The following is a 23800-nucleotide window of genomic DNA, read 5'->3' as shown; positions in this document are numbered from 1 at the left end:
TCGGCTTCGAGCAGGGCTTCACGTCCGGCCTCAGGCGAGGTTGGACGAACGCGGGTAGGCGTCCTCGGGGTCCGTCAGGACGTTCACGAGATAGGGCACCCCGGCTGAGAACGCGCGTCCGAGCGCCCCGGCGAGATCCCCGGGCTTCTCGACCGTCTCGCCGGCGCCCCCGAGCGCCTTCACCACGTCGTCGTAGCGCAGGCCCGGCTGCAGATCGGCGGCCATGTCGTACCCGTAGATCTGGCGCATCGGGTGCTTCTCCAGCCCCCAGATGCCGTTGTTGCCGACCACGATCACGACCGGCAGCTGCTGGCGCACGAGCGACTCGACGTCCATGAGCGAGAAGCCGGCCGCGCCGTCGCCCATGAGCACGCAGATCTGGCGGTCCGGGTACGTCACCCGCGCGCCCATCGCGTAGCCCATGCCGGTGCCGAGACAGCCGTACGGGCCGGGGTCGAGCCACGTGCCGGGCTGGGCGGGCTCGAGGTACTTGCCGGCGTAGGAGACGAAGTCCCCGCCGTCGCCGATGGTCACCGCGTCCTCGGCCAGCACCTTGCGCAGCTCGCCGTAGACCCGGCTCGGCTTGATCGGGTCGGTGTCGGCCTCCAGCGCCTCGGTCTCGCGCCCGCGCGCGGCGTTCTCGGCGGCGCGCAGGGTCCCGATCCACTCCTCGTGGTCCGCAATCATTCCCGGGTACGCCGCGAAGGCCGACAACACCAGCCGCAGATCCCCCACCGGCGCCGCCGCCGGCGTGACGTGGCCCGCCTTCTGCGACGCCGCGTCGGTGACGTGCACGACCTGGGCCCCGCCGAAGTCGCCGAAGTTCAGCCGGAAGTCCAGCGGGGTGCCGATGACCGCGACGACGTCCGCCCCGCCGAACGCGGGCTTGCGCGCCCGCGCGAAGGCCAGCGGGTGCCCGGGCGGCAGCGAGCCGCGGCCCATGCCGTTGGCGAAGACCGGAATGCGCAGCGCCTCGGCCGCCTCGCGCAACGCCGCGGTCGCGTCGCCGGCCCAGACGTCCGACCCGGCCACGATGACCGGCCGCTCGGCCGCGGCCAGCAGACTGACGGCGCGGTGCACCTCGTCGGGATCGGCTTCTTCGGACGGTACCGAAGCGGGATTTTGCTCTTCAATGCCGTCGGCGGTGGAGAACACGACCTCCAGCGGCAGGTCGATGAAGACCGGCCCCCGGTGCGGCGTCAGCGCGGTGAGCGCGGCCGCACGCATCCGCGCGTAGACCTCGTCGGTCGAGAAGATCGTCTCGGCGTGCTTGGTGACCGCCCGCACGATCGGCAGGTGGTCCATCTCCTGCAGGCTGCCCGAGCCCCACCGGAACTGCGGCGCGCGCCCGCCCAGCACGACGACCGGCGCGCCGTTGAACATGGCGCTGGTCAGCCCGGAGACGCCGTTGGTGACGCCGGGGCCGGCGGTGAGCACGGCCAGGCCCGGGCGCCGCTGGAGCTTCGCCACGGCCTCGGCGGCGAACACCGCGGACTGCTCGTGGCGCACGTCGACGACGCGCACGCCGGCCTTCTTCGCCGCGTCGTACAGCGGAAAGACGTGCCCGCCGGACAGGGTGAACATCTCGTTGACCCCGAAGCCGCGAAGCGCCGCCAGCGCAAGATCCCCGCCGTGCCCGTCGATCGTCGTCATGCGCGAATCCTACTCACGTTCACCCTCCCGACGGACCAAAGCTCCACGGCGAGCCGCCACCCCCACCACGCACGGACGCGCCCCGATGACCGCCTCATCATGACGCCCGGAGGCGCCACGGCACACGGGGAGTGTCATGACGCGCGGACGCGGCACGACGCGAGCACCACGCGCGGACGCGGCACGACGCGCGGACGCGGCACGACGCGCGGACGCGGCACGACGCGCGGACGCGGCACGACGCGCGGACGCGGCACGACGCGCGGACGCGGCGCAACGGGTCGGCCGTGTCGTCACGCTCGGAAGGGTCGCGGCGCGCGGAAGTATGCAGCGGACGAAAGCGTCGTGACGCGCGGACGCGGCACAACCGGGCGCCACGTCATGGCGCGGCGTGGCGCTCGGACGCGTCAGGACGGGTTGGAGCCGAACCAGTCCTGCAGGAGCGGTGGGAGGTGGTCGGTGGTCAGGTAGTACGAGATCACGCCGGCGATCAAGGGGACCGCGACGATCAGCACGACGACGAACAGGACGCGCATCGTGCGGGCGGCTCGGCTGCGGTGGCGGGTGCCGTTGTAGACCTTGGCGTACTCGGCGACCTGGTTTGCCTGGCGTGGCGGCGGGCCCTGTGGCACCGGGGCCGGGGAGGGGGCGACTCGCTGCTGGGGCTGGTCGGACTTGAAGGGGCGGCCGTACTCGTCGTAGCGGGTCGCGGGCTCGGGCACGCCGGCGTTCGGGGCCGAGCCGTAGACCCGCCCTGAGCTGGTCGGCCGGTTCGGGGGTGACGAGACCGGCGGGGCGGAAATCGGGCGCGCGGGCGGCGGCGCGGAGGAGACCGGGCGGCCCGAGACCGGCGGAGTGGAGACCTGATAAGCGGAGGGCGGTCCGGAGACCGGCGGTGTCGAGACCGGACGCGCGGACGCGGCGGCGTGACCGGAGACCGGCGGTGCGGAGACCGGATAGCCGGACGGCGGCCCCGAGACCGGCGGCGTCGAGACCGGGTGCGCGGACTGCTGGCCGGAGACCGGCGGGCCCGAGACCGGGTACGGCGGCGGCGAGGATACCGGGGAGGCCGACGGTGGGACCGAGACCGGCGGGAGCGGCGGCGGCGTCTCCGGCCACATCGGGCGGTTCACGGGCGGTCCCGAGTCAGGAGCACCGAAGCGGCTCGGCGGCGGCATCGTGAAACCGGACGGCGCGGAGTCCAAGGGCCCGGAGACCGGTGCCCCAGAGACCTGCGACCCGCCGACAGGTGGCCCGGAGAACGGCTGCCCGGAGACCTGCGAAGAGGAGACCTGCGAAGAAGAGACCTGTGAAGAAGAGACCTGCGACCAGGAGTCCGGCGACGAAGAGACCGGCGGTGAAGAGACGGGCGGCAGCGACGACTGCTCCCACGGGAAGCCCGGCACCTCCGGCATCACGCCAGTCGCCGGGCCCGGGGCGGGCTGCGCCGTCGCCTGGGTCGAGGTCGAGCCGGTCAGCATGCTGCCCTCGGCCACGACGAGTTCCGGCTGTTCGATGGCGGTCGGCGCGGTGCCCAGCATGCGGTGCAGCAGCGTCGCCACGAGCGGGATCCGGCTGGAGCCGCCGACCAGGAAGACGCCCGCGACCGCGCCCTCGCTCAGTTGGGCCCAGCGCATGACGCCCTGGGTCACGCGTACGGTCTGCTCGATCATCGGGCGGGCGAGGGTTTCAAGTTCGTCCCGCGTCAGGTGCACGTCGAAGTTGAGCAACGGGATGGTCAGGTCCGACGCCGGCTGGCGGGAGAGGCGCTCCTTCGCCACCCGCGCGTCGTCCCACAGGAGGCGGCGGTGGCGGCGGTCCTCGACGGTCTGGGGGCTCACCAGGCGGGCCCATTCCTGCGGGGCGCGCGGTTCGCAGATGGTGCCGATGTGGTTGACGATCGCGGCGTCCACGTCGATGCCGCCGATGTCGTCGCGGCCGTCCACCGCCAGCGCCTCGAAGCCATCCGCCGTGCGGGCGACCACGCTGGCGTCGAACGTGCCCGCGCCGAAGTCGTGCACGACCACGACCGAGCCGACCTTGACCTCGTGGCCGAGGACCTGGGTGAAGTACGCGGCGGCGGCGACCGGCTCGGGGACCAGGCGCACCTTGCCCAGGCCGGCGGACGCGGCGGCGTCGGCGACCGCGAGGCGGCGGGTCGCGCCCCACGAGGCGGGTACGGTGACCGTCACCTCCGGCACCGCGTCCGCGCCGACGGTGTGGGCGAACTCGTCGCGCACGCGGCGCAGTACGGCCGCGATGAGGTCGTTGACGGGGACCTCGCGGTCGCCGAGAAGCACCGTGCCGTCGTCGATGCGGCGCTTCGGGTTGGGCTCGAAGCGCGCGGGTTCGAGCCGCGCGCTGTGCACCGCGTCGCGGCCGACGATGATCGTGCCGCCGGGCTCGACGTAGACGGCCGAGGGCAGCAGCGGGGAGCCGTCGAAGATGAGCGGCCGGGAGCGCCCGTCCGGCCACCGTACGACGGCGACGGTGTTCGAGGTGCCGAAGTCGACCCCGAGCCGGATCCCTGGCGTAGGCATGACCCGAAGTCTAGGCCGCGGTTACGAACCGGGCGTTGTAGGCGGCTTCGCGACAGGTGGCCGGGGCGGGCGCCGCGTCCACCGCCGGGAGCCGGGCAGCAGGAGCATCGCGGTGGACAGCGCGAACACGCCCGCCGGGATAACCGTCCAGTACCCGCCGCCCTCCGGCGTGAGCGCCGCGTTGGCCACGGTCACGACCAGGCAGAGCGCCAGGGGGTACCAGTGATGCCCGCTCGCCGGCCGCCTGGCCCGGATCGCCCCGTTGATGAGCAACGTGGCCGCGACCGCGCAGATGATCGACCATTCCAGGGAGTCGGAGGTGAGCTGGTCGACCTGCGCCTGGTCCCACCCCTCGGGCGGGGTGTCGAGGAACCGCGGCAGCACGGCGGCCAGCACGAGCGGGACGGTGAGCAGGTACAGCAGGATGCCATAGGTCGTCATGAACCCGGCAGGCCACCGGATCGACCACGGCCCCAGGCGGATCGGGACCGGCATCACCGGCATCACCGGATAGAACACGGGCGCGGGCGCGTACACAGGCGCGGGCGCGTACACAGGCCGCGGCGGAACCGGATAAGGCGAATAAGGCGCATAAGGCGGCCGCTGCACCGGCGGCGGCGAAAAGGGCCCAGGCGAAACCGGCAAAGGCGAAACCGGCAAAGGCGAAACCGGCAAAGGCGAAACCGGCGAGGGCGGAACCGAAGACGGCCGAACCGAAGGAGGCGAAACCGGCGAAGGTGACACCGGCGGAGCCGAGACCGAGGGCGCAACGCCGGCAGAAGCAGACGCAGAAGCAGACGCAGACGCTGAAGCAGAAGTAGAAGCAGTGAGCTCCGAACGAGGCCGCCGAGCCTGAACCGCCTTCCCGACCAGCACGCTCCCCTCGGCCACCACCATCTCCGGCTGCTCGATCGTCACCGGCGCCCGCCCGAACTCCCGATGCAGCTCCGTCGCGACCAGCGGCATCTGGCTGGCCCCGCCGACCAGGAAGATCCCCGCGACCCGGTCGGGGGTGAGCCGCGACAGCCGCAGCGTCTCCGCCAGCGACGCGACCGAGCGCGAGACGAGGGGCCGAGCGGCCGTTTCGAACTCGTCCCGCGTCACCGGTACGTCCACATCGACCGCCGGCACCATGATGGTCACCGACGCCGCGCGCGACAGCCGCTCCTTCGCCTCCCGCGCCTCGTCGCGCAACTGCCGGGCGGCGCGCGGGTCGCCGGTCACCCGGGCCCAGTCCTCCGCGGGCAGGGCCTTGGCCACGAGGCCGACCACGAGCTCGTCGAAGTCGAGGCCGCCCAGGTCGTCGCGGCCGCCGACGGCGCGCACGTCGAAGCCGGCGGCGGTGCGGGCGACCACGCTGCCGTCGAAGGTGCCGGCCCCGAGGTCGTACACGACGACGCCCGAGCCGACGGGGACCAGGTGGCGCAGCACGCTCACGAAGTACGTGGCCGCGGCGACCGGCTCGGGGACCAGCACGGCGCCCGGGAGCCCGGCCCGGCGGACCGCCTCCTGCAGCGTCGCGCGGCGCGTCGTGGCCCAGCCCGCCGGGTGGGTGACGGTGACCGCGTCGGGCGCCCCGCCGGCTGTCCGGCCGAACTCGTCCACGACGCGCCGCAGCACCGCGGTCACCATGTCCGGCACCGCCACCGTCCGCTCGCCGAGCAGCACGGATCCGTCGTCGATGCGGCGCTTGGGGTTGGGCTCGAAGCGCTCGGGCGCGCGGCGGGCGGCGTGCACCGCGTCGCGGCCGACCACGAGGCCCTGCTCCTCCAGGGTGACGGCGGAGGGCAGCAGCGGCGAGCCGTCGAACAGCAGCGGCCGCGCCCGCCCGTCGGGCCACCGCGCCACTGCCACCGTGTGCGACGTGCCGAAGTCCACACCCAGCGCGACCATGCGGCGCAGTCTAGGACAACCAATCGAACAGAATGGCTACGCGGACTGCTCGACCGCCCGCTGCAGCGCCCGGTAGATCTGCCCGAACTTGGGCGCATCGGTCGTCGAGTAGATCATCGAGTCGCCGCCGGTGGTGCGCACCCAGATCTCGTGCACGCCCTTGCCGTGGTCGTGGGCCCGGTCGAGCAGGTCGAGCAGCCCCTCCAGGCAGAAGGCGACGATCCCGCCGACGACGACCACCGCGAGGATGCCCCCGGCGATGTACATCGTGCGCTTCTCGCCGCTGAAGTCGAGCCGGCGCGCGGCCATCCCGGCCGCGATGAGCAGCCCGATCACGAGCAGCACGGCGCCGCCGCGGGTGCCGATCATGTACGCCCCGTGCCGGAGCCGGCCCGTGCGCTCGTGCCAGATGTAGGTGAGGGTGTCCAGCGGATACCAGGATTCAGCGACGCGCACACCGCCGGAGCTGATGTGCACCACGTTGTCGCGGTAGTACGTGGTGGCCATGGCACCACTGACGGTACAGCGGAATACGCTCCGGGCAACGACAACGACGTTGAGGAGACACACGTGACCACGGAAACCCCGCTCGTGCGGCTCGAGGTCGACGGCGGCATCGGCACCATCCGGCTCGACCGCCCGCCGATGAACGCCCTGAACATCGCCGTGCAGGAGCAGCTGCGGGCGGCCGCGCAGGAGGCGACCGCGCGCGACGACGTGCGCGCGGTGGTCCTCTACGGCGGCGAGAAGGTCTTCGCGGCCGGCGCCGACATCAAGGAAATGGCCGGCATGGGCTACCCCGAGATGGCCGCCCGCGCGGGCGCGCTCACCTCGTCGTTCGACGCCGTCGCGCGGATCCCCAAGCCCGTGGTCGCCGCGATCACCGGGTACGCCCTCGGCGGCGGCTGCGAGCTGGCCCTGACCGCCGACTGGCGGGTGGCCGCGGAGGACGCCCAGCTCGGGCAGCCGGAGATCACCCTGGGCATCATTCCGGGCGCGGGCGGCACGCAGCGCCTGGCCCGGCTGGTCGGCCCCGCGCGGGCCAAGGACCTCATCATGTCGGGCCGCTTCGTGCCCGCGGCCGAGGCGCTCGCCATCGGGCTGGTCGACCGCGTCGTGCCGCGCGGGGACGTCTACGCGGCCGCGCTCGACCTCGTGCGCCCCTACGTCGACGGCCCGGCCATGGCGCTGCGCGCGGCCAAGCAGGCGGTCGACGGCGGCCTGGACATGGACCTCGCCTCGGGCCTGCGGCTGGAGAGCCAGCTCTTCGCGGCCCTGTTCGCGACCGAGGACAAGGCCGAGGGGATGACCGCCTTCGTGGAGAAGCGCAAGCCGTCCTTCAAGGGCCGGTAGAACTCAGGACGCCTGCGCGTGGAAGCGCCCGTCCAGGGTGCTGAGCCGCAAGGGCATGCCGAACGTCTTCGACAGGTTGTCGGCGGTGATCGTGTCGCGCAGGAGCCCCTGCGCGACCACACCGCCGTCGCGCATCAGCATCGCGTGGGTGAAGTCCGGCGGGATCTCCTCCACGTGGTGCGTGACGAGCACGATCGCCGGCGCGTCCGGGTCGGCCGCGAGGTCGCCCAGCCGGCGCACCAGGTCCTCCCGCGCGCCCAGGTCCAGCCCGGCCGACGGCTCGTCGAGCAGCAGCAGCTCCGGGTCGGTCATCAGGGCCCGAGCGATCTGTACCCGCTTGCGCTCACCCTCGGACAGCGTGCCGTACACGCGGTCGGCGAGCGCCGCGACCCCGAGCTGGTCCAGCAGCGCGAGGGCGCGCCCCTCGTCCATCGCGTCGTAGCGCTCGCGGTAGCGCCCGACGACGGCCCACGACGCGGTCAGCACGACGTCGCGCGCCGTCTCCTCGAAGGGCAGCCGCAGCGCGTTGGAGGAAAAGCCGATCCGGGTCTTGAGCTCGGCGATGTTCGTCCGGCCGAGCTGCTCGCCGAGCACGGTGACCGTGCCCCCGGACGGGTGCATCCGCGCGCCCGCGAGATTGAGCAGCGTGGTCTTCCCGGCCCCGTTCGGGCCCAGGATCACCCAGCGCTCGTCCAGCTCGACCTGCCAGCTCACCGATCGGATGAGCTGGTTGCCGTTGCGGGTGACCGTGGCGTTCTCCACCGCGATGACAAGGTCATCTGACACGTGCCAATCCAACCACGCCTCGTATATCGATGGCTGCCGGGGCCCCGCGCGCGGGGGCGAGGCCGTATTGTGCGCTGCGATGACACCGGCACTTGAAATCGACGGACTCGTCAAGACGTATCAGAGCGTGTTCGGCAAGCCACGCGCCGCCCTCGACCGCCTCGACATGCTGGTCGAGCCCGGGCAGATCCACGGCTTCCTCGGGCCGAACGGCTCCGGGAAATCCACGACGCTCAAGACGCTGCTGGGGCTGCTGCGCGCGGACGGCGGGCAGATGCGGATCTTCGGGCAGCCCGTCCCGCGGATGCAGGCCGAGGTGGCCGACCGCGTGGGCGCGATCGTCGAGGCGCCGGCGTTCTTCGGCAACCTCACGGGGTACAAAACCTTGTCCTTGCTGGCGAAGGCCGGCGGGGTGCCCAAGCAGCGGATCGGGGTCGTCCTCGACCAGGTGGGGCTGTCGGACCGCTCCGAGGACATGGTGCGGGGCTACTCCATGGGCATGCGCCAGCGCCTCGCGGTCGCGTCCGCGCTGCTGAAGAACCCCGACCTGCTGATCCTCGACGAGCCCAACAACGGGCTCGACCCGGCGGGCGTGCGCGAGATGCGCGACCTGCTGCGCGGGCACGCAGACCAGGGCAAGACGGTCGTCATCTCCAGCCACATCCTGGCCGAGATCGCGCAGGTCTGCGACTCCGTCACGATCATCTCGCGCGGGCGCACGGTCGCGGCGGGGCCGGTCTCGGAGGTGCTCGCGGTCGCCGACAAGGGCTCGTACCGCGTCCGCGTCGACGAGCTCCCGCGCGCCGCCGAGATCCTGACCGAGGCGGGCGCGGACGTGAGCCTGGCCGGGGACCACCTCGTCGTGCACGACCTGGCCGAGCCGGCCTGGGTGTCGTACACGCTGGGCGTACACAACCTCTGGGTCCGGGAATTGGCCCCCGTCGCGCAGCTCGAGGACGCGTTCCTGGCCATCACCGGCAACGGGTCCCGCGGCGCGTTCCGCCCGGTGGACAATTCCGACTGGCAGACCGAGGAGCACCCGGCATGAGCCGCCTGTTCGCCGCCGAGTGGTCCCGGCTGTTCAGCCGCCGCATCACGCTCGTCACCTCGCTGCTGGTGGGCACGATGCTGGTCTTCCTGGCCTTCGGCTTCACCCTGTCCGGCAGCACCCCGACCGACGACGAGATCGCCACCGCGAAGGAGCGCGCGGTCTCGCTCGGGCAGCTGTGGGACGAGCGCACCGAGCACTGCGGCCGGGTGCAGAGCGGCCTGGAGCAGGCCCAGCCGGGCGAGGACCTCCCGCGCGGATGCGACTACGGGCCGCGTCCGACCCAGGACTCACTGCTGGACTACGGCTTCTCGTTCCACCGCCAATGGCCCAAGTTGTACTACGGTGCCGCCGTCCTGTTCGCGCTGGCCGGATTCGTGCTCGGGGCGTCGTTCGTCGGGGTCGAGTGGAGCTCCGGCGGGATGGCGAGCCTGCTGCTGTGGGCGCCCCGCCGCGGCCGGGTGCTCGGGGCCAAGCTGCTGGCCGCGATGGCCGGCGTCGGGCTGCTGTCCATCGTGTACCTCGCACTGTGGACCGGCGCGTTCATGGTCATTTCGGCCGGCAACGGCACGGTGAGCCAGATGAGCGCCGGCGAGTTCGGCTCGGTGCTGCTCACGGCCCTGCGCGTGGTGTTCGTCGCGATGGCCGGGACGGCCCTGGGCTTCTCCGTCGCCTCGATCGGGCGGCACACGTCGGCCGCGCTCGGCGTCGGCATCACCTACCTGCTGCTCTGGGAGTTCGGCAGCACAGTCGTGTTCACCGTGGTGGGGAGCGAGGACTACGCCGAGCCGTACCGGCTGTCGAGCTGGGCCCGCGCCTGGCTGCAGAAGGGCATCGAGGCCACCGAGGCCAACCCGGCGACCGGCGTCGCGAGGTCGACCTTCCACGCGACGTGGGAGCAGGGCGGCCTGGTGATGCTGGCCGTGATGCTCGCGGTCGCCGCGGCGGCGTTCGTGTCGATGAACCGCCGCGACGCCCGCTGAAACTTTCAGGCCGTCGAGCCGAAGACCTCCTCGCGTACCGCGTCCAGGCCCGTCAGGATCGCGCCGTGCAGGACCGGCTCGGCGGCCACCTCGGTCGCCACCACGCGGGGTGAGACGACCGCGATCGCGGCCACCTCGTGCTGCACCCGCTGGGCCAGGTCCATGCCGCCGGCCTGCCCGACGTCGCCCGCCAGCACCACGAGCTCCGGGTCGAGGACGAGGCCGACCGAGGCGACGCCCAGCGAGATGCGCCGGGCCAGCTCGTCGAGGAAGGGGCTGCCCGCGGTACCGGCGGCGATGGCGGCGCGCACCGCCTCCGCCGCGCCCGCGGACTTGAAGCCGTGGGTCTTGGCGATCGCGCGTACCGCCGCGGCGTCGACCAGCATGCGGAAGCCGTTCTTGGAGCGCCGGGACGCGTCGCGGCTGATCTGGGTGCCGGCGACCGGGAGGTAGCCGATCTCCCCCGCCGCGCCCGCGCTGCCGCGGTGCAGGCGGCCGCCCAGCACGACCGCGGTGCCGACGCCGCGGTCCAGCCACACCAGCACGAAGTCCTGGGCGCCCACGGCCGCGCCGGAGTGCTGCTCGGCGATCGCGGCCAGGTTCACGTCGTTCTCGAACATGACGGGCCGGCCGAGGTCCTCGCGCAGCGCGGTGAGCAGGCCGCGGTGCCAGCGCGGCAGGTCCCAGGCGAAGGTGATCTCGCCGCTCTTGGGGTCGACCAGGCCGGGCGTGCCGAGCACGATGCGCCGGATCCGGTCGATCGGCGCCCCGGCGGCCTGCGCGGCCTCCACGACCGCGGCGTGCACGACCTTGACCGGGTCGTCGCCCTCGCCGATCGCCACGTCGGTGCGCCCGACGATGTTGCCCGTGATGTCCGCCACGCCGGCCACGACGTGCGCCGGACCGGCATCGACGGCGACCACGTACGCCGTGGCGGGCACCACCGCGTACATCTGCGCGTTGGGGCCGCGGCCCCCCGCCTGCTCGCCCACCCGGGCCACCAGCCCGCGCTCCTCCAGCCGCTCCACCAGCTGCGACGCGGTGACCTTGGACAGTCCCGTGAGCTCGCCGAGCTGGGCGCGGGTGAGCGGTCCCCGGCTCAGCAGCAGCTCGAGGGCGGCACGATCGTTGAGGGCGCGCAGCAGCCGAGGCGTGCCGGGCAGTCGGGCGGAACTCATCGTGACGAAGACCCCTAGTATTTAGGAAACTTTCCTATTAGCGTGCCACTCGCAACCTATTAGCAGAGCGTACGGCCGGACCAACCGGTCGGCCTACGCACAACCGGTCAAGAAGCTCTTACGATTTGGACAGTGCTCGGACGAGTGCGGCCCCGCCGCCGCACCCGCGTCCGCGCGCAAAGGGGGAACATCGTGTCGACCGATCCCGGACTCCGCCGGCTGGCCCTGGGCACGCTGCTCGGCGCCTTCAAGGGGGAGCAGGCCCCGGCGTGGGCCGTGGACCTCCTCGCCGAGGGGATGGCCGGCCACCTGCTCTTCGGCTTCAACATCGTCGAGCGGGAGCAGGTCGCCGCGCTCACCGCGAGCCTGCACGCCGCGCGCGGGGGCGTGCTCATCGCCATCGACGAGGAGGGCGGCGACGTCACCCGCCTGGCCCACCGCGCGGGCAGCCCCTACCCGGGCAACGCCGCGCTGGGCGCGCTCGGTGACCCCGCCGTCACCCGCCGCGTGTACCGCACGATCGGCGCCGAGCTCGACGGGCTCGGGATCAACCTGAACCTCGCGCCGACCGTCGACGTGAACACCGCCGACGACAACCCGATCATCGGTACCCGCAGCTTCGGCGCCGACCCGATCGCCGTGGCCACCCACACCGCCGCCGCCGTCCTGGGCCTGCAGGGCGCGGGCGTCGCGGCGTGCGCCAAACACTTCCCCGGCCACGGCGCGACGCTCGCCGACTCGCACCGGGAGCTGCCGACCGTCGACATCGACGCGTCGCTGCTGCGCGGGCGCGAGCTGCCCCCGTTCGTCGCCGCCATCGAGGCGGGCGCGAAGTCGATCATGTCCGCGCACATCCGCGTCCCCGCACTCACCGGCGACGCCCCGGCCACCTTCAGCCGCGCCGTCCTGGTCGACCTGCTGCGCGGCGAGCTGGGCTTCACCGGCGTCGTGGTGACCGACGCGCTGGAGATGCTGGGCGCGGCCCGCTACGCCGGCGGCATCCCCGAGGGCGCCGTCCTGGCCCTCGCGGCGGGCGCCGACCTGCTGTGCATCGGGGCCGACATCGACGAGCAGATCACGCGCGCCTGCGCGGAAGAGATCGTGGCCGCGGTACAGGATGGGCGCCTTGCCCTTGCCCGCCTGGAGGAGGCCGCGGCCCGCGTGGCCGACCTGTCCGCGTGGACGCGCAGCGGGGACCGCACGGACCGCGAGGAGCCCGGCCTGGGCTATCCGGCGGCCCTGAGCGCCGTGCGCATCGAGGGCACCCACGACCGCGAGTCCGCGCCGCTGCTCGTCCAGCTGGAGTCCGAGTCGTCCATCGCGGCCGGGCGCGTGCCGTGGGGCCTCGGCCCGCACGTGAACGGCACCGAGCAGGTCCGCATCGTGGCCGCCGCCGCCGACCCGGCCGAGCTGCGCGCCCGCGCGGGCAACCGCCCGATCGTCGTCGTGGGCCGCAACGTCCACCGCCTCCCGGGCGCCCGCGCGCTGGTCGAGACCCTGGCCGAGACGCACGCGGTGACGGTCGTGGAGATGGGCTGGCCGTCCTCGTGGCGGCCGTCGGGCGCCCGCGCGTTCATCACCACCTGGGGCGCCAGCCACGCCAACGGCCGCGCGGCCGCGGAGACGCTGGGCCTCGCGGCGTAGCGTCCCGCCGCACCGCACCGCACCGCAACGCAGCACGGCCCCGGCGTCAGAGGACCGACGCCGGGGCCGCCGCGCGCCGGGGTGGCAACGGTCCAGCGCACGAAGCGGCCCCGGCGCCAGCAAGACGCCGGGGCCGCCCCAGATCAAGCCGCCGAGGCCCGCACCAGCGTGCGGATCTGGCGCAGCAGCACCGACAGCGCCGCCAGGTCGCCCGGCGAGTCGCCGAACTCGCCGATGGCGTTGCGCGTCCGCGCGATGGACGTCGCGTTGCTCTGCTCCCACTCGTGCACCCGCGCCTCGGTGTCGGCCTCCGGCGAGGTCGCGTTGAGGACCTCGGCGGTGAGGGCCGCCAGCGCCGCGTACAGGTCGTAGCGCAGCGCCATCCGGGCCAGGGTCTGCCAGCGGTCCTCGCGCGGGAGCGCGGAGATGCGCGAGAGCAGGTCGTCGACCCGGAACCGCTCGCTGAGCAGGTAGTACACCGTCGCGACCTCGTTGACGTCGCGGCCCGTGGTGGAGGCGACCTCGACGATGTCGAGCAGGCCGAAGCCGTACATGATGCGGGTGGTGCTGTCCGCGATCTCCTCCGGCAGCCCGAGCTCGCGCAGCCCCTCGGCGTTGGCGTGCAGGGCCTCCCGCTCGCGGCCGCGGAAGAGGGTGTCCAGCTGCGGCAGGAGGCGGGAGATGCCGGGGCGCAGGCGCGCGATCTCGCCGGGGACGTCGATCGGGAGCCGGCGGTTGGAGACCAGCCAGCGCACCGCCCGGTCGAGCAGGCGCCGCATCTCCAGGTACACCGCGGTCTGCGACTTGGTCGGGATCTCGTTGTCGAGCGACTCCACGGCGCGGCGCAGTTCGCTCAGGCCGTACACCTCGTTGACCACGACTGAGGCCCGCAGCACGTCCGCCGCGCCCGCGCCCGTCTCCTCCGAGGCGCGGTGGAAGAACGATGTGCCGCCCCGGTTGACCGCCTCGTTGACCACGGCCGTGGTGACGATCTCGCGGCGCAGCGGGTGCTCGGCCATCGCCTCGGCGAACCGCTCGCGCAGCGCGGTCGGGAAGTAGCCGACCAGCACGTCGGTGGTCCACTCCTCGTCCGGCAGGTTCGAGTCGAGGATCTCGTGCTCCAGCACGATCTTGACGTACGACAGCAGCACCGCGAACTCGGGCGAGGTGAGCCCGACCCCGGATGCCGCGCGCTCGTCGAGCTGCTCGTCGTTCGGCAGGCCCTCCAGCGCGCGGTCGAGCTGGCCGCGCCGTTCAAGATCGGCAATGAGCCTCTTGTGTACCGGCAGCAGCGACCGCGACTGCGCCCGCGCGTTGCCCAGCGCGGTCGCCTGGTCGTAGTTGTCGCGCAGGACCAGCTCGCCGACCTCGTCGGTCATCTCGGCCAGCAGCGGGTTGCGGTCCGCCGCGTCCAGCTCCCCCGCCGCGACCGCGCGGTCGAGCAGGATCTTGATGTTGACCTCGTGGTCCGAGCAGTCCACGCCGGCCGAGTTGTCGATGAAGTCGGTGGCGATGCGGCCGCCGTTGAGCGCGTACTCGATGCGGCCCCGCTGGGTCAGGCCCAGGTTGCCGCCCTCGCCGACCACCTTGGCCCGCAGCTCCCGGCCGTTGACCCGGATGTAGTCGTTGGCCTTGTCGCCCACCTCGGCGTGGGACTCGCCGGTCGCCTTGACGTAGGTGCCGATGCCGCCGTTCCAGAACAGGTCGACCGGCGCGGCGAGGATGGCGTGCATCAGGTCGTTCGGGGCGAGCGGGCCGGGCGTGGTGATCCCGAGCGCCTCCCGCGCCTCGTCGGACAGGTTGATCGACTTCGCCGCGCGGGAGAAGACGCCGCCGCCGACCGAGATCTTCGACCGGTCGTAGTCGTCCCACGAGGACCGCGGCAGCGCGAAGAGGCGGGTCCGCTCCTCGAAGCCCACGGCGGCGGAGGGCGCGGGGTCGATGAAGATGTGCCGGTGGTCGAACGCCGCGACCAGCCGGATGTGCTCCGACAGCAGCATCCCGTTGCCGAACACGTCGCCGGACATGTCCCCCACGCCGACCACCGTGAACCCGGTCGTCTGGGTGTCCACGCCGAGCTCGCGGAAATGCCGCTTGACCGACTCCCACGCGCCCTTGGCCGTGATCCCCATCTTCTTGTGGTCATACCCCGCCGACCCGCCCGACGCGAACGCGTCACCGAGCCAGAACCCGTACCGCACCGAGATCTCGTTCGCGATGTCCGAGAACGTCGCCGTGCCCTTGTCCGCCGCCACCACCAGATACGGATCGTCCGGGTCGTGGCGCACCACGTCCGGCGGCGCCACCACCTTGCCGCCGTCGAGGTTGTCGGTCACGTCGAGCAGGGCGGAGATGAACAGCTGGTAGCAGGCCACCGCCTCGTCCCGGTCCCCCGGGTTCTGCTTGAGCACGAACCCGCCCTTCGCCCCGGTCGGCACGATCACGGCGTTCTTCACCATCTGCGCCTTGACCAGCCCCAGGATCTCGGTCCGGAAGTCCTCCCGCCGGTCCGACCAGCGCAACCCGCCCCGGGCCACCGAACCGAAGCGCAGGTGGACACCCTCGAAGCGCGGGGAGTACACGAAAATCTCGAACCGCGGCCGCGGAGCCGGCAGATCCGGAATCGACTGCGGATCCAACTTGAACGCCGTGTAGGACTTCGGCCGCCCACCATCACCCCGCTGGAAGAACGACGTGCGCAGGGTGGCCTGGATCAGGTGCAGGAAGGACCGGAGGATGCGGTCCTGGTCGAGGCTCGTCACCTCGTCGAGGTCGGCGTTGATCGCCGCGACGAGCTCCTTGGACTGCACCGTGCGGGTCGCCTCGGACAGCTGCAGCCGCGGGTCGAAGCGCGCCGCGAACAGCGCGACCAGCTTGGACGCGACCGCCGGGTACGCCAGCAGCGTCGTCTCCATGTAGTCCTGCGAGAAGACGGTGCCCGCCTGGCGCAGGTACTTCGCGTAGGCCCGCAGCACCACGACCTCGCGCCAGGTCAGGCCGGCCTTGAGCACGAGGCTGTTGAAGTTGTCCACCTCGGCCTCGCCGCGCCAGGTGGCCGAGAACGCGTTCTCCAGGTGCGGGCGCACGTCGGCGATGGCGCGGGAGTCGGGGGGCAGTTGCAGCCCGAAGTCGTACAGGTAGATCGTCCCGTCCCCGCGCACGACCTCGTAGGGCCGCTCGTCGGTGACCTTGACCCCGAGCGAGTGCAGCACCGGGAGGACGGCCGAGAGCAGCATCGGCTCGCCGGCCCGGAAGACCTTGAACCGGATGTCCGACTCGTCCTGGCGGCGCCGGTACACGTGCATGACCAGCTGGCCCGGCTCGTCGAGCAGCTCCAGCTTGGCGACGTCCTTCACAGCCTCGTACGGCGTGTGCTCGTCCTTGTACGTGTCCGAGATCGCCCCGCCGTAGCGCTGGTACAGCACCTTGGCCTGGTGCTCGTCGTTGAGCTTGCGCTCCAGCACCAGCCGGAAGTCGTCGTCCCACAGCCGGGTCGCCTCGGACAGCCGCTCGGTGAGGTCGTCGACGTCGATCCAGCCGGGCGGGTTGCCGGGCTCGGTGCGCACGATGAAGTGCACGCGGGCGAACTTGGACTCGCTCACCCGGGTCGTGTAGTCCACGCCGACGCCGTTGAGCTCGGCCAGCAGGATCTGCTGGATGCGCAGCCGGTTGGCCGTGGTGAACCGGTCCCGGGGCAGGTAGACCAGGCAGGAGATGAAGCGGCCGTACGCGTCGCGGCGCAGGAACACCTTGAGCTGGCGGCGGCCGGCCAGCCGCAGCACCCCCATGACGGCGTTGTACAGCTCGCCGGTGGCGATCTGGAACAGCTCGTCGCGCGGGTACGTCTCGAGCGTCTCCATCAGGTCCTTGCCCGAGTGGGAGCGCGGGGACAGGCCGGAGCGCTCGACCACCTCGGCGACCTTGCGCTTGACGACGGGCAGATCGCGGACGCTCGTGCGGTACGCCGCGGAGGAAAACAGGCCCAGGAAGCGCTTCTCGCCGATCACGTTGCCGTCGGCGTCGAACATCTTGAAGCCGATGTAGTCCAGGTAGGCCGAGCGGTGGACCGTGGCCCGCGAGTTCGCCTTCGTGATGATCAGTAGCCGCTTCTCCAGCGCCTTGGCGTAGGCCTCGGCGGTCATGGAGGCCAGTGCCCGCGGCTTGACCTGGTCCCCGCGCAGGATGCCCAGGCCGCTGCCCAGCACCGCCTGCAGGAGTTCCTCGCCGTTCTCGCCCTTGATCAGCTTGTACTGCCGGAAGCCCAGGAACGTGAAGTGGTCGTCCACCAGCCAGCGGAGCAGTTCGACCGAGTCCGTGATGTCCTTGTCCGGGACCGGCAGCTGGGCCGAGCCGAGCTCGTCGGCGAGCGCCAGCGCCTGGGTGCGCATCTTCGGCCAGTCCTCGACCGCCTCGCGCACGTCGTTGAGCACCCGGGCCAGGTCGGTGCGCAGCTCCTCGAGCTCGGCCTCGTCGCGGATCCGGTCGACCTCGATGCGGATCCAGCTCTCGACGATGTCGCCGGGCAGCGCGTCCTCGGGCTCGACCCCGACGCGGATGTCCTCCAGCGCGCCCAGCGGGGCGCGGCGCAGCACCACCAGCGGGTGCACCAGCAGGTTGACGTCGATGTTGCGCGACGACAGCGCGCTGGTGACCGAGTCGACCAGGAACGGCATGTCGTCGGTGACGATCTCCACCGCGGTGCCGCCGGTCACGCTGAGCCCGAGTCGCAGCTTCAGCTCGCCGGGAGTCCGCTGCTGGGCCAGCTCCAGGTGCGACTTGGTGGCGTCGACCATCTTGGCGACATTGCAGGCGGCCAGCTCCTCGTCGGGCACCAGGCGCCAATAGGCCGCGACCAGTTCCGGATCCGCATCCTGTGCGGTGGCCAGCACGACCGCCTCCGCCACCAGGTGCTCCGCGTTGGGCACTGACTGCTCCAGCTCGTCGTCTTCGACCGCCGGTTCGGGGGCTCGCGCGCCGCGTAATGCGCGGGCGCCCTCCTGCACCGGGGTGGCCCCAGGCCGATTCATCGGTTGTTCTCCCCTCGCCCACCACGTTGTGGGTTGTCCTCGCTCAGCCTAAAGCTCTGCGGAGGGTTCGCCTCAGTCCGGTTCACCTTCGTCGTGTACCCGATCAAGCGGCGCTCGGCGTACAGAATTGTCCTACTTATGCGATCTTGGGGCGTGCAGATCCGTGCTTTCATAGCGCAGAATCGCCCACATGGCCGTTTCGATCCGTCGCGTCACCGCTCTCGTCGCCGCCGTGGCGCTGCTCGGCACGCTGCCCGCGTGCTCCAGCAAGCCGCCGGACGACTCCTTCAAGACCTTCCTCGGGGCCTGGGAGCAGGGCAACATCGCCGGCCTGAAGTTCTTGGGTCAGGACGGTAAAGCCCTGACCGGCGACGCGGCGCAGAAGCTGTGGACGACCGTCGCGGGCGACCTGGCCGCCCACCCGCCCAAGCTCACGCTCAAGGGCGCGCCCGTGGTCAAGGACGACAACAGCAGCGCCGTGGTGCACGTCGCGTGGCCGGTCGCCGACTCCACGTGGGAGTACGACACGACGGTCGACGCCAAGCGGGTCGACAAGGCCTGGACTGTGATCTTCGACGCCAAGACCATCAACCCGAAGCTCGAGTCCACCGACAAGCTGGCGATCCGCAAGACCGCCGGGTCGCGCGGCAGCATTCTCGACGGCTCCGGCCAGCCGATCGTGAGCAGCAAGCCGGTCGTGATCGTCGGCGTCCAGCCGCGCTCGATCACCGACATCAACATCGTGGTCAGAAATCTGACAGACGCCTTCAAGGCGGCGAACGTCGACGTCGACGTGTCCGGCCTGCCGGACAAGGTGAAGAAGGCCGCGCCCGACGCCTTTGTGCAGATTGTCACCCTGCGCAAGGAGGTCTTCGACCCCATCGCCAACAAGCTGAACTCGACCCCGGGCGTGATCACCCGCAACTCGTCCCAGGCCCTGGCCCCCTCCGCCCAGTTCGCCCGCGCCCTACTGGGCAGCACCGGCGAGGTGACGAAGGAGATCATGGACAAGAACCCCGGCAAGTACCAGGTCGGGGACGTGGTCGGGCTGAGCGGCCTGCAGCAGCGCTACGACGCCGTGCTGCAGGGCAAGCCGGGCGTCAAGGTGATCGTGTCCATGCCGCAGGGCACCCCGGACAAGGAGTTCTTCAGCGCCGACCCGACCACCGGCGCCGGGATCAAGCTGACCATCGACCAGAACATGCAGAACGCGGCCGAGCAGGCCCTGGCCGGCGAGACCCGGCGCTCGGCCCTGGTCGCGATCCGCGTCAGCGACAACTCGATCGTCGCGGTCGCCAACGGCCCGGGCGCGGCCGCGAACAACTTCGCCCTCGTCGGGCAGACCCCGCCCGGCTCCATGCTCAAGACCGTCACCGCGCTCGCGGTGCTGGACAAGGGCATGACCGGCGAGTCGGTGGTCGCCTGCCCGAAGAACCTGACGGTCGACGGCCGCACCTTCAAGAACTCGCACGACGAGGAGCTGGGCAACGTACCGCTGCGCACCGACTTCTCGAAGTCGTGCAACACGGCGTTCGCCTCGCTCGCCCCGCAGATCGCCCCCGACGGCCTGGGCAAGACCGCGCAGACCCTCGGCCTGGGCATCCCGTGGGACCTCGGCGCCGACGTCTTCTCCGGCAAGATCTCGGTGAACGGCTCCAAGGCGGAGCAGGCCGCGGCCGCGTTCGGCCAGGGCACCAACCTGGTCTCCCCGGTCGTCATGGCCGCCGCCGCGGCCGGCATCGCCCGCGGCCAGTGGAAGCAGCCGCAGCTCGTCCTCGACCCGGCCCCCAAGAGCCCGGCCGCGGACGGCCCGCAGCTCAAGCAGTCGTCCCTCGACCCGCTGCGCCAGATGATGCGCGAGGTGGTCACCGACGGCACGGCCAACCAGCTCAAGAACCTGCCGGGCGACCTGCGGGGGAAGACCGGCACCGCCGAGTACGACAACGACCCGGCCCACACCCACTCCTGGTTCATGGGCTACCGCGGGGACATCGCCTTCTGCGTCTTCGTGGAGAACGGCGGCGCGTCGACGGCCGCCGCGGTCCCGATCGCGGGCAAGTTCTTCCAGACGATCGGCTGAGGTTTCGCGTCGCCGGCCGGGCCCCTTCAGGAGCCCGGCCGCTGCGCCTCTTCCTCGTCCACGGGCGTCCGCGCGGCCGGCACGACGCCTGAGTTTTCGTGGCGGCCGGGCCCCGCGACGTCAGGAGCCCGGCCGCTGCGCCTCTTCCTCGCCCACGGGCGTCCGCGCGGCCGGCACGACGCCTGAGTTTTCGTGGCGGCCGGGCCCCGCGACGTCAGGAGCCCGGCCGCTGCGCCTCTTCCTCGTCCACGGGCGTCCGCGCGGCCGGCACGACGCCTGAGTTTTCGTGGCGGCCAGGCCCCCGCGACGTCAGGAGCCCGGCCGCTGCGCCTCTTCCTCGTCCACGGGCGTCCGCGCGGCCGGCACGACGTCGGTGAGCGGCGACTCGGGCGACTCCTCGGGCCCGCGCCGAGCGGCCTGACTGGGCACGAAGGGGCCGCGCTTGAGCCCGCCGGGCCCGAGGTCGTCCCGCGGCAGCGAGTCCAAGGACAACGAAGCCGCGCGACTGTACCGTCCGAGCAACCACGCCGGCTTCTCGCCCACCGCCGCCGGCTCGACCTCACCCAGCTCCTCGCCGCGCGCGAGGTCCTCCGCTTCGGGCGCCTCCACGTCGTCAACGGGCCGCAGCAGCGCATCCGCGCGCGGCTCCTCCGGCGTTTCGCCGTCCACACGCCGCAGCAGGCCACCCACACGCGGCTCCTCGGGCACCTCCGCGTCCGCGCGTGCGTCGTCATCGCCCACGGGGCTCACACGGCGCAGCAACCCACCCACGCGCGGCTCCTCGGTCACCTCCGCGTCCGCGCGCGCGTCGTCCTCATCCACGGGACCCACGCGGCGCAGCAACCCACCCACGCGCGGCTCCTCGGGCACCTCCGCGTCCGCGCCCGGGTCGTCATCGCCCACGGGGCTCACGCGGCGCAGCAACCCACCAACGCGCGGCTCGTCCCGCACCTCCGCGTCCGCGCCCGGGTCGTCATCGCCCACGGGGCTCACGCGGCGCAGCAACCCACCAACGCGCGGCTCGTCGGAGGCCGCGTCGCTTCCGCGCGCGAGTCCGTCCGAGCCCGCGTCGTCCGGCGCGGTCGCGCGCCGCAGCAGCCCGCCCGAACGCTGCCGGCCTGGCCGCAGCCGCTCGAGCCCGCGCCGCACACCCGATCCGAGCTCGCTGGCCCCCTGCACGCGTCCGAGCGGCGAGACGCCGCGCTCCCCCTCGAACTCCGACGGCGTGACCTCCTCACCGGACATTTCCGACATTTCCGAAATGTCGGGCAAAGAACCGGCGGCTGAGGAAGGGCCGATTGAGGAGGGGCCGGCCAAGGAAGAGCCGGCTGAGGAACCGGCGGCTGAGGAAGGACGGATTGAGGAAGAGCCGGCTGAGGAAGGGCGGGCTGAAGAAGGGCCGGCTGAGGAACCGGCGGCCGAGGAAGGGCCGGCCGAGGAGGAACCGGCTGAGGAAGGGCCGGCCGAGGGAGGGGCGGCCGCGGCGAAGTTGACCAAGCCCAGCGCCGCAGGTGAAACGGGCTCCGCCGGAGAAGTCGGCGCCGCAACCTCCGCGTCCGGCTCCGCATAGAAGTCCAGATCCGCCGACGCCGGCTCCGCGAAGAAGTCGAGATCCCCCGCCACAGGCTCCGCCGGCACCTCCGGCCCCGGATCCAAGGCAGGCGGCAACGGAGTGGCAACCGGCGGCGCGGAGATCGGCGGCGCCGAAACCGGATCGGCGAACGGCGGCGCCGAAATCACCGGGTCCGGCGAGGAGGCCACCAGCGCCGACGACGTGATCAACGGCTCCAGCCCGGCCACCAGCACATCGGCCACCTCGGCCGCGTACTGCCCGTCCGGGTCGTAGTCCGGATCGAAGACCGTGACCTGCGCCCCCAGGCAGCGCGGATCGGACACCAGCCCGCTGAGCAGGATCTCCAGCTCCCGGTACGCGATCCCGCCCACGTCCGGCGCGTCCACCGCCGGCATCACGGCGGGGTCGAGGACATCCACGTCGATGTGCACCCAGAACCCGGCGCAGTCGCGGAGCTGGTCGCGCGCCCACTGCGCCGACCGCGCCGCCCCGTCCGAGCGCAGCTCCGGCACCGCCCGCGCGACGATGCCCGCCGCCTGCAGGTCCAGCCGGTACTCGTCGTGCGTGCGAATGCCCAGCAGCGCCACGTCGACGTCGCGGAAGTACGGGCGGCGCTGCTCGATCGAGGCGAGGTTGGCCTGCCCGCGGCCGGTCGCGAGGGCCAGCGCCTCGCCCGCCGCGGCGCCGACGTAGGACGCGTTGCCGTCGTGGCGGAAGTCGGAGTGCCCGTCGACGTAGACCAGGCCGATGCGGCCGCCGGCCTCGTTCTGGTGGCGGCGCATGGCCAGGCCGGCTCCGAGCAGGATCGAGCAGTCCCCGCCGAGCACGAGCGGGAAGTCACCCGCGGCGAGGACCGAGCCGATGCGGTCGGCCAGGCGCTTGACGAACACGGCGATCTCGGCCGACTGGGCCACGCCGTCGCCGGGCTGCCACCCCGCCGGGTCGTACCGCGGCGGGGTGATGCAGCCGGCGTCGCGCGCGCCCAGGCGGGCCAGCAGGTTGTGGTCGCGCAGCGCGCCGGGCGCCTTGGCGCAGCCGGGCACCGAGGATGCGGTCGGTGGCCGTAACCCCAGGTTGCTCGGCGCGTCGACGACGGCGATGCGGCGCACGGCCGGGCCCGTCAGAAGAGCGCGCTCGCCAGTGCCCGGCGGGCCTTGGCGACCGCGGGGTCGTCGGGACCGGCGACGGTGAACAGCGCGAGTAGGTGCTTGCGCACGGCCTCGCGCTCGTCGCCCGCCGTGCGGCGGATGAGGCCGACCAGGCGCGTGTAGCCCTTGTCGGCCTCGCCGGTCAGGACCTCGACGTCGGCCGCGAGCAGCTGCGCGTCGACGTCGTCCGGGGACTGCTCGGCGGCGCTGAGGGCCGCCGCGAGGTCCAGGCCGTCGGTCCGGCGCAGCAGGCCGACCTGGGCCAGCCCGGACTCGGCGACGACGTCGTTCGGGGTCTCGTCGAGGATCTTGCGGTACGCGGCCTCGGCGGCGTCGAGGTCGCCGTCGGCCATCGCGTCGTCCGCCTGCAGCAGGCGCGGGTCCTCGGGGTGCTCGACCTCGACGCCGGCCGCCTTGAGCACCGCGTCGATCCACTGGCGCAGGTGCGGCTCGGGCAGCGGCTGGTTGAACGCGTCGACCGGCTGGCCGCCGACGATGGCCGCGACGAACGGGATGCTCTGGATGCGGAACATCTGCGCGAGGCGCGGGTTGGTCTCGACGTCGACCCGGGCGAGCGTCCAGGTGCCCTCGCTCTCGGCCGCGAGCTGGGCCAGCAGCGGTGAGAACTGCTGGTCCGGCGCGCTGCCGGCGACGTAGAAGTCGATCACCACCGGCACCGTCAGCGAACGCTGGATGACGTCCTGCTGGAAGCTCGCCTCCGTGACCTCGATCACGTTGGCGCCGGCCGGGGTGCCCGGGGTGGACTCGGCGGCGGGCCGCGGCGCGGCCGTCGCGTTGCCGCGCGCGGCCAGGGCGCCGAGGTCCACCGCCCCGCGGGTGAAGATCGACTGAGACTGGCGTGGGTCCGTCATGGCCCTAGTTTTGCACGTGGCC

Annotated in this window: 13 protein-coding genes and 1 pseudogene; 5 read left to right on the top strand and 9 right to left on the bottom strand. The window is 72.5% G+C overall.

Annotated features, from left to right (window positions below):
* Positions 1 to 30 precede the first annotated feature (30 nt).
* The 4 genes from ACQPZ4_RS06955 to ACQPZ4_RS06940 form a co-directional block, all read right to left on the bottom strand.
* The gene (locus ACQPZ4_RS06955) at positions 31 to 1653 is read right to left on the bottom strand and encodes an acetolactate synthase (protein ID WP_433057306.1); all 1623 of its coding nucleotides are present in this window, start codon (positions 1651 to 1653) and stop codon (positions 31 to 33) included.
* Positions 1654 to 2060: 407 nt separating this feature from the next.
* Positions 2061 to 4193 carry an Hsp70 family protein gene (locus ACQPZ4_RS06950; RefSeq protein WP_433057304.1) on the bottom strand — a complete coding sequence of 711 codons (2133 nt, stop codon included), beginning with the start codon at positions 4191 to 4193 and terminating at the stop codon, positions 2061 to 2063.
* Positions 4194 to 4214: 21 nt separating this feature from the next.
* On the bottom strand, positions 4215 to 6086 hold the full coding sequence (locus ACQPZ4_RS06945; protein WP_433057302.1) for an Hsp70 family protein: 1872 nt from the start codon (positions 6084 to 6086) through the stop codon (positions 4215 to 4217).
* Between the two features lie 36 nt (positions 6087 to 6122).
* On the bottom strand, positions 6123 to 6593 hold the full coding sequence (locus ACQPZ4_RS06940; protein ID WP_433057300.1) for a DUF6232 family protein: 471 nt from the start codon (positions 6591 to 6593) through the stop codon (positions 6123 to 6125).
* A 63-nt stretch (positions 6594 to 6656) separates the two neighbouring features.
* On the opposite strand from ACQPZ4_RS06940, the gene ACQPZ4_RS06935 reads away from it, so the two are divergent.
* Complete coding sequence (locus tag ACQPZ4_RS06935) at positions 6657 to 7439, top strand: enoyl-CoA hydratase/isomerase family protein (RefSeq protein ID WP_433057298.1); 783 nt, start codon at positions 6657 to 6659, stop codon at positions 7437 to 7439.
* Positions 7440 to 7442: 3 nt separating this feature from the next.
* On the opposite strand, the gene ACQPZ4_RS06930 is transcribed toward ACQPZ4_RS06935, so the two are convergent.
* Positions 7443 to 8225 (bottom strand): ABC transporter ATP-binding protein, encoded by a 783-nt coding sequence (locus ACQPZ4_RS06930; RefSeq protein ID WP_433057296.1) that lies wholly within the window; start codon positions 8223 to 8225, stop codon positions 7443 to 7445.
* 79 nt (positions 8226 to 8304) lie between these two features.
* Between ACQPZ4_RS06930 and ACQPZ4_RS06925 the strand changes: the two genes are divergently transcribed.
* Together ACQPZ4_RS06925 and ACQPZ4_RS06920 are read left to right on the top strand one after the other, a co-directional pair.
* Entirely contained in the window at positions 8305 to 9273 is a 969-nt protein-coding gene (locus tag ACQPZ4_RS06925) for an ATP-binding cassette domain-containing protein (RefSeq protein WP_433057294.1), read from the top strand.
* A complete protein-coding gene (locus ACQPZ4_RS06920) occupies positions 9270 to 10256 on the top strand; it encodes an ABC transporter permease subunit (RefSeq protein ID WP_433057292.1) in 987 nt (328 codons plus the stop codon). Before ACQPZ4_RS06925 ends, ACQPZ4_RS06920 begins: the two co-directional genes overlap by 4 nt.
* Before the next feature lie 5 nt (positions 10257 to 10261).
* Here the strand turns inward: ACQPZ4_RS06920 and ACQPZ4_RS06915 are convergent, their stop codons facing one another.
* Positions 10262 to 11434: an ROK family transcriptional regulator gene (locus tag ACQPZ4_RS06915; protein WP_433057290.1), complete on the bottom strand. Its 1173-nt coding sequence runs from the start codon at positions 11432 to 11434 to the stop codon at positions 10262 to 10264.
* Positions 11435 to 11626: 192 nt separating this feature from the next.
* Here ACQPZ4_RS06915 and ACQPZ4_RS06910 point away from each other — a divergent pair, with 192 nt between their 5' ends.
* Entirely contained in the window at positions 11627 to 13078 is a 1452-nt protein-coding gene (locus ACQPZ4_RS06910; protein WP_433057288.1) for a glycoside hydrolase family 3 N-terminal domain-containing protein, read from the top strand.
* Between the two features lie 143 nt (positions 13079 to 13221).
* On the opposite strand, the gene ACQPZ4_RS06905 is transcribed toward ACQPZ4_RS06910, so the two are convergent.
* Positions 13222 to 18105, bottom strand: a complete 4884-nt coding sequence (locus ACQPZ4_RS06905; RefSeq protein WP_433057286.1) for an NAD-glutamate dehydrogenase — start codon at positions 18103 to 18105, stop codon at positions 13222 to 13224.
* Positions 18106 to 18295: 190 nt separating this feature from the next.
* Here ACQPZ4_RS06905 and ACQPZ4_RS06900 point away from each other — a divergent pair, with 190 nt between their 5' ends.
* The gene (locus ACQPZ4_RS06900; RefSeq protein ID WP_433057284.1) at positions 18296 to 20185 is read left to right on the top strand and encodes a penicillin-binding transpeptidase domain-containing protein; all 1890 of its coding nucleotides are present in this window, start codon (positions 18296 to 18298) and stop codon (positions 20183 to 20185) included.
* Positions 20186 to 21790: 1605 nt separating this feature from the next.
* Here the strand turns inward: ACQPZ4_RS06900 and ACQPZ4_RS06895 are convergent.
* Both ACQPZ4_RS06895 and ACQPZ4_RS06890 read right to left on the bottom strand, forming a co-directional pair.
* Positions 21791 to 22867: pseudogene (locus ACQPZ4_RS06895) on the bottom strand (arginase family protein); the annotation flags it as partial.
* An 11-nt stretch (positions 22868 to 22878) separates the two neighbouring features.
* On the bottom strand, positions 22879 to 23778 hold the full coding sequence (locus ACQPZ4_RS06890; protein WP_433057282.1) for a tetratricopeptide repeat protein: 900 nt from the start codon (positions 23776 to 23778) through the stop codon (positions 22879 to 22881).
* Between the last annotated feature and the right edge of the window lie 22 nt (positions 23779 to 23800).

The organism is Dactylosporangium sp. CS-033363 (genome assembly GCF_050942475.1).
Classification (GTDB): Bacteria; Actinomycetota; Actinomycetes; order Mycobacteriales; family Micromonosporaceae; genus Dactylosporangium.
The sequence above is the reverse complement of the archived record's forward strand: the minus strand, read 5'-3'. Positions and strand labels throughout refer to the sequence as shown.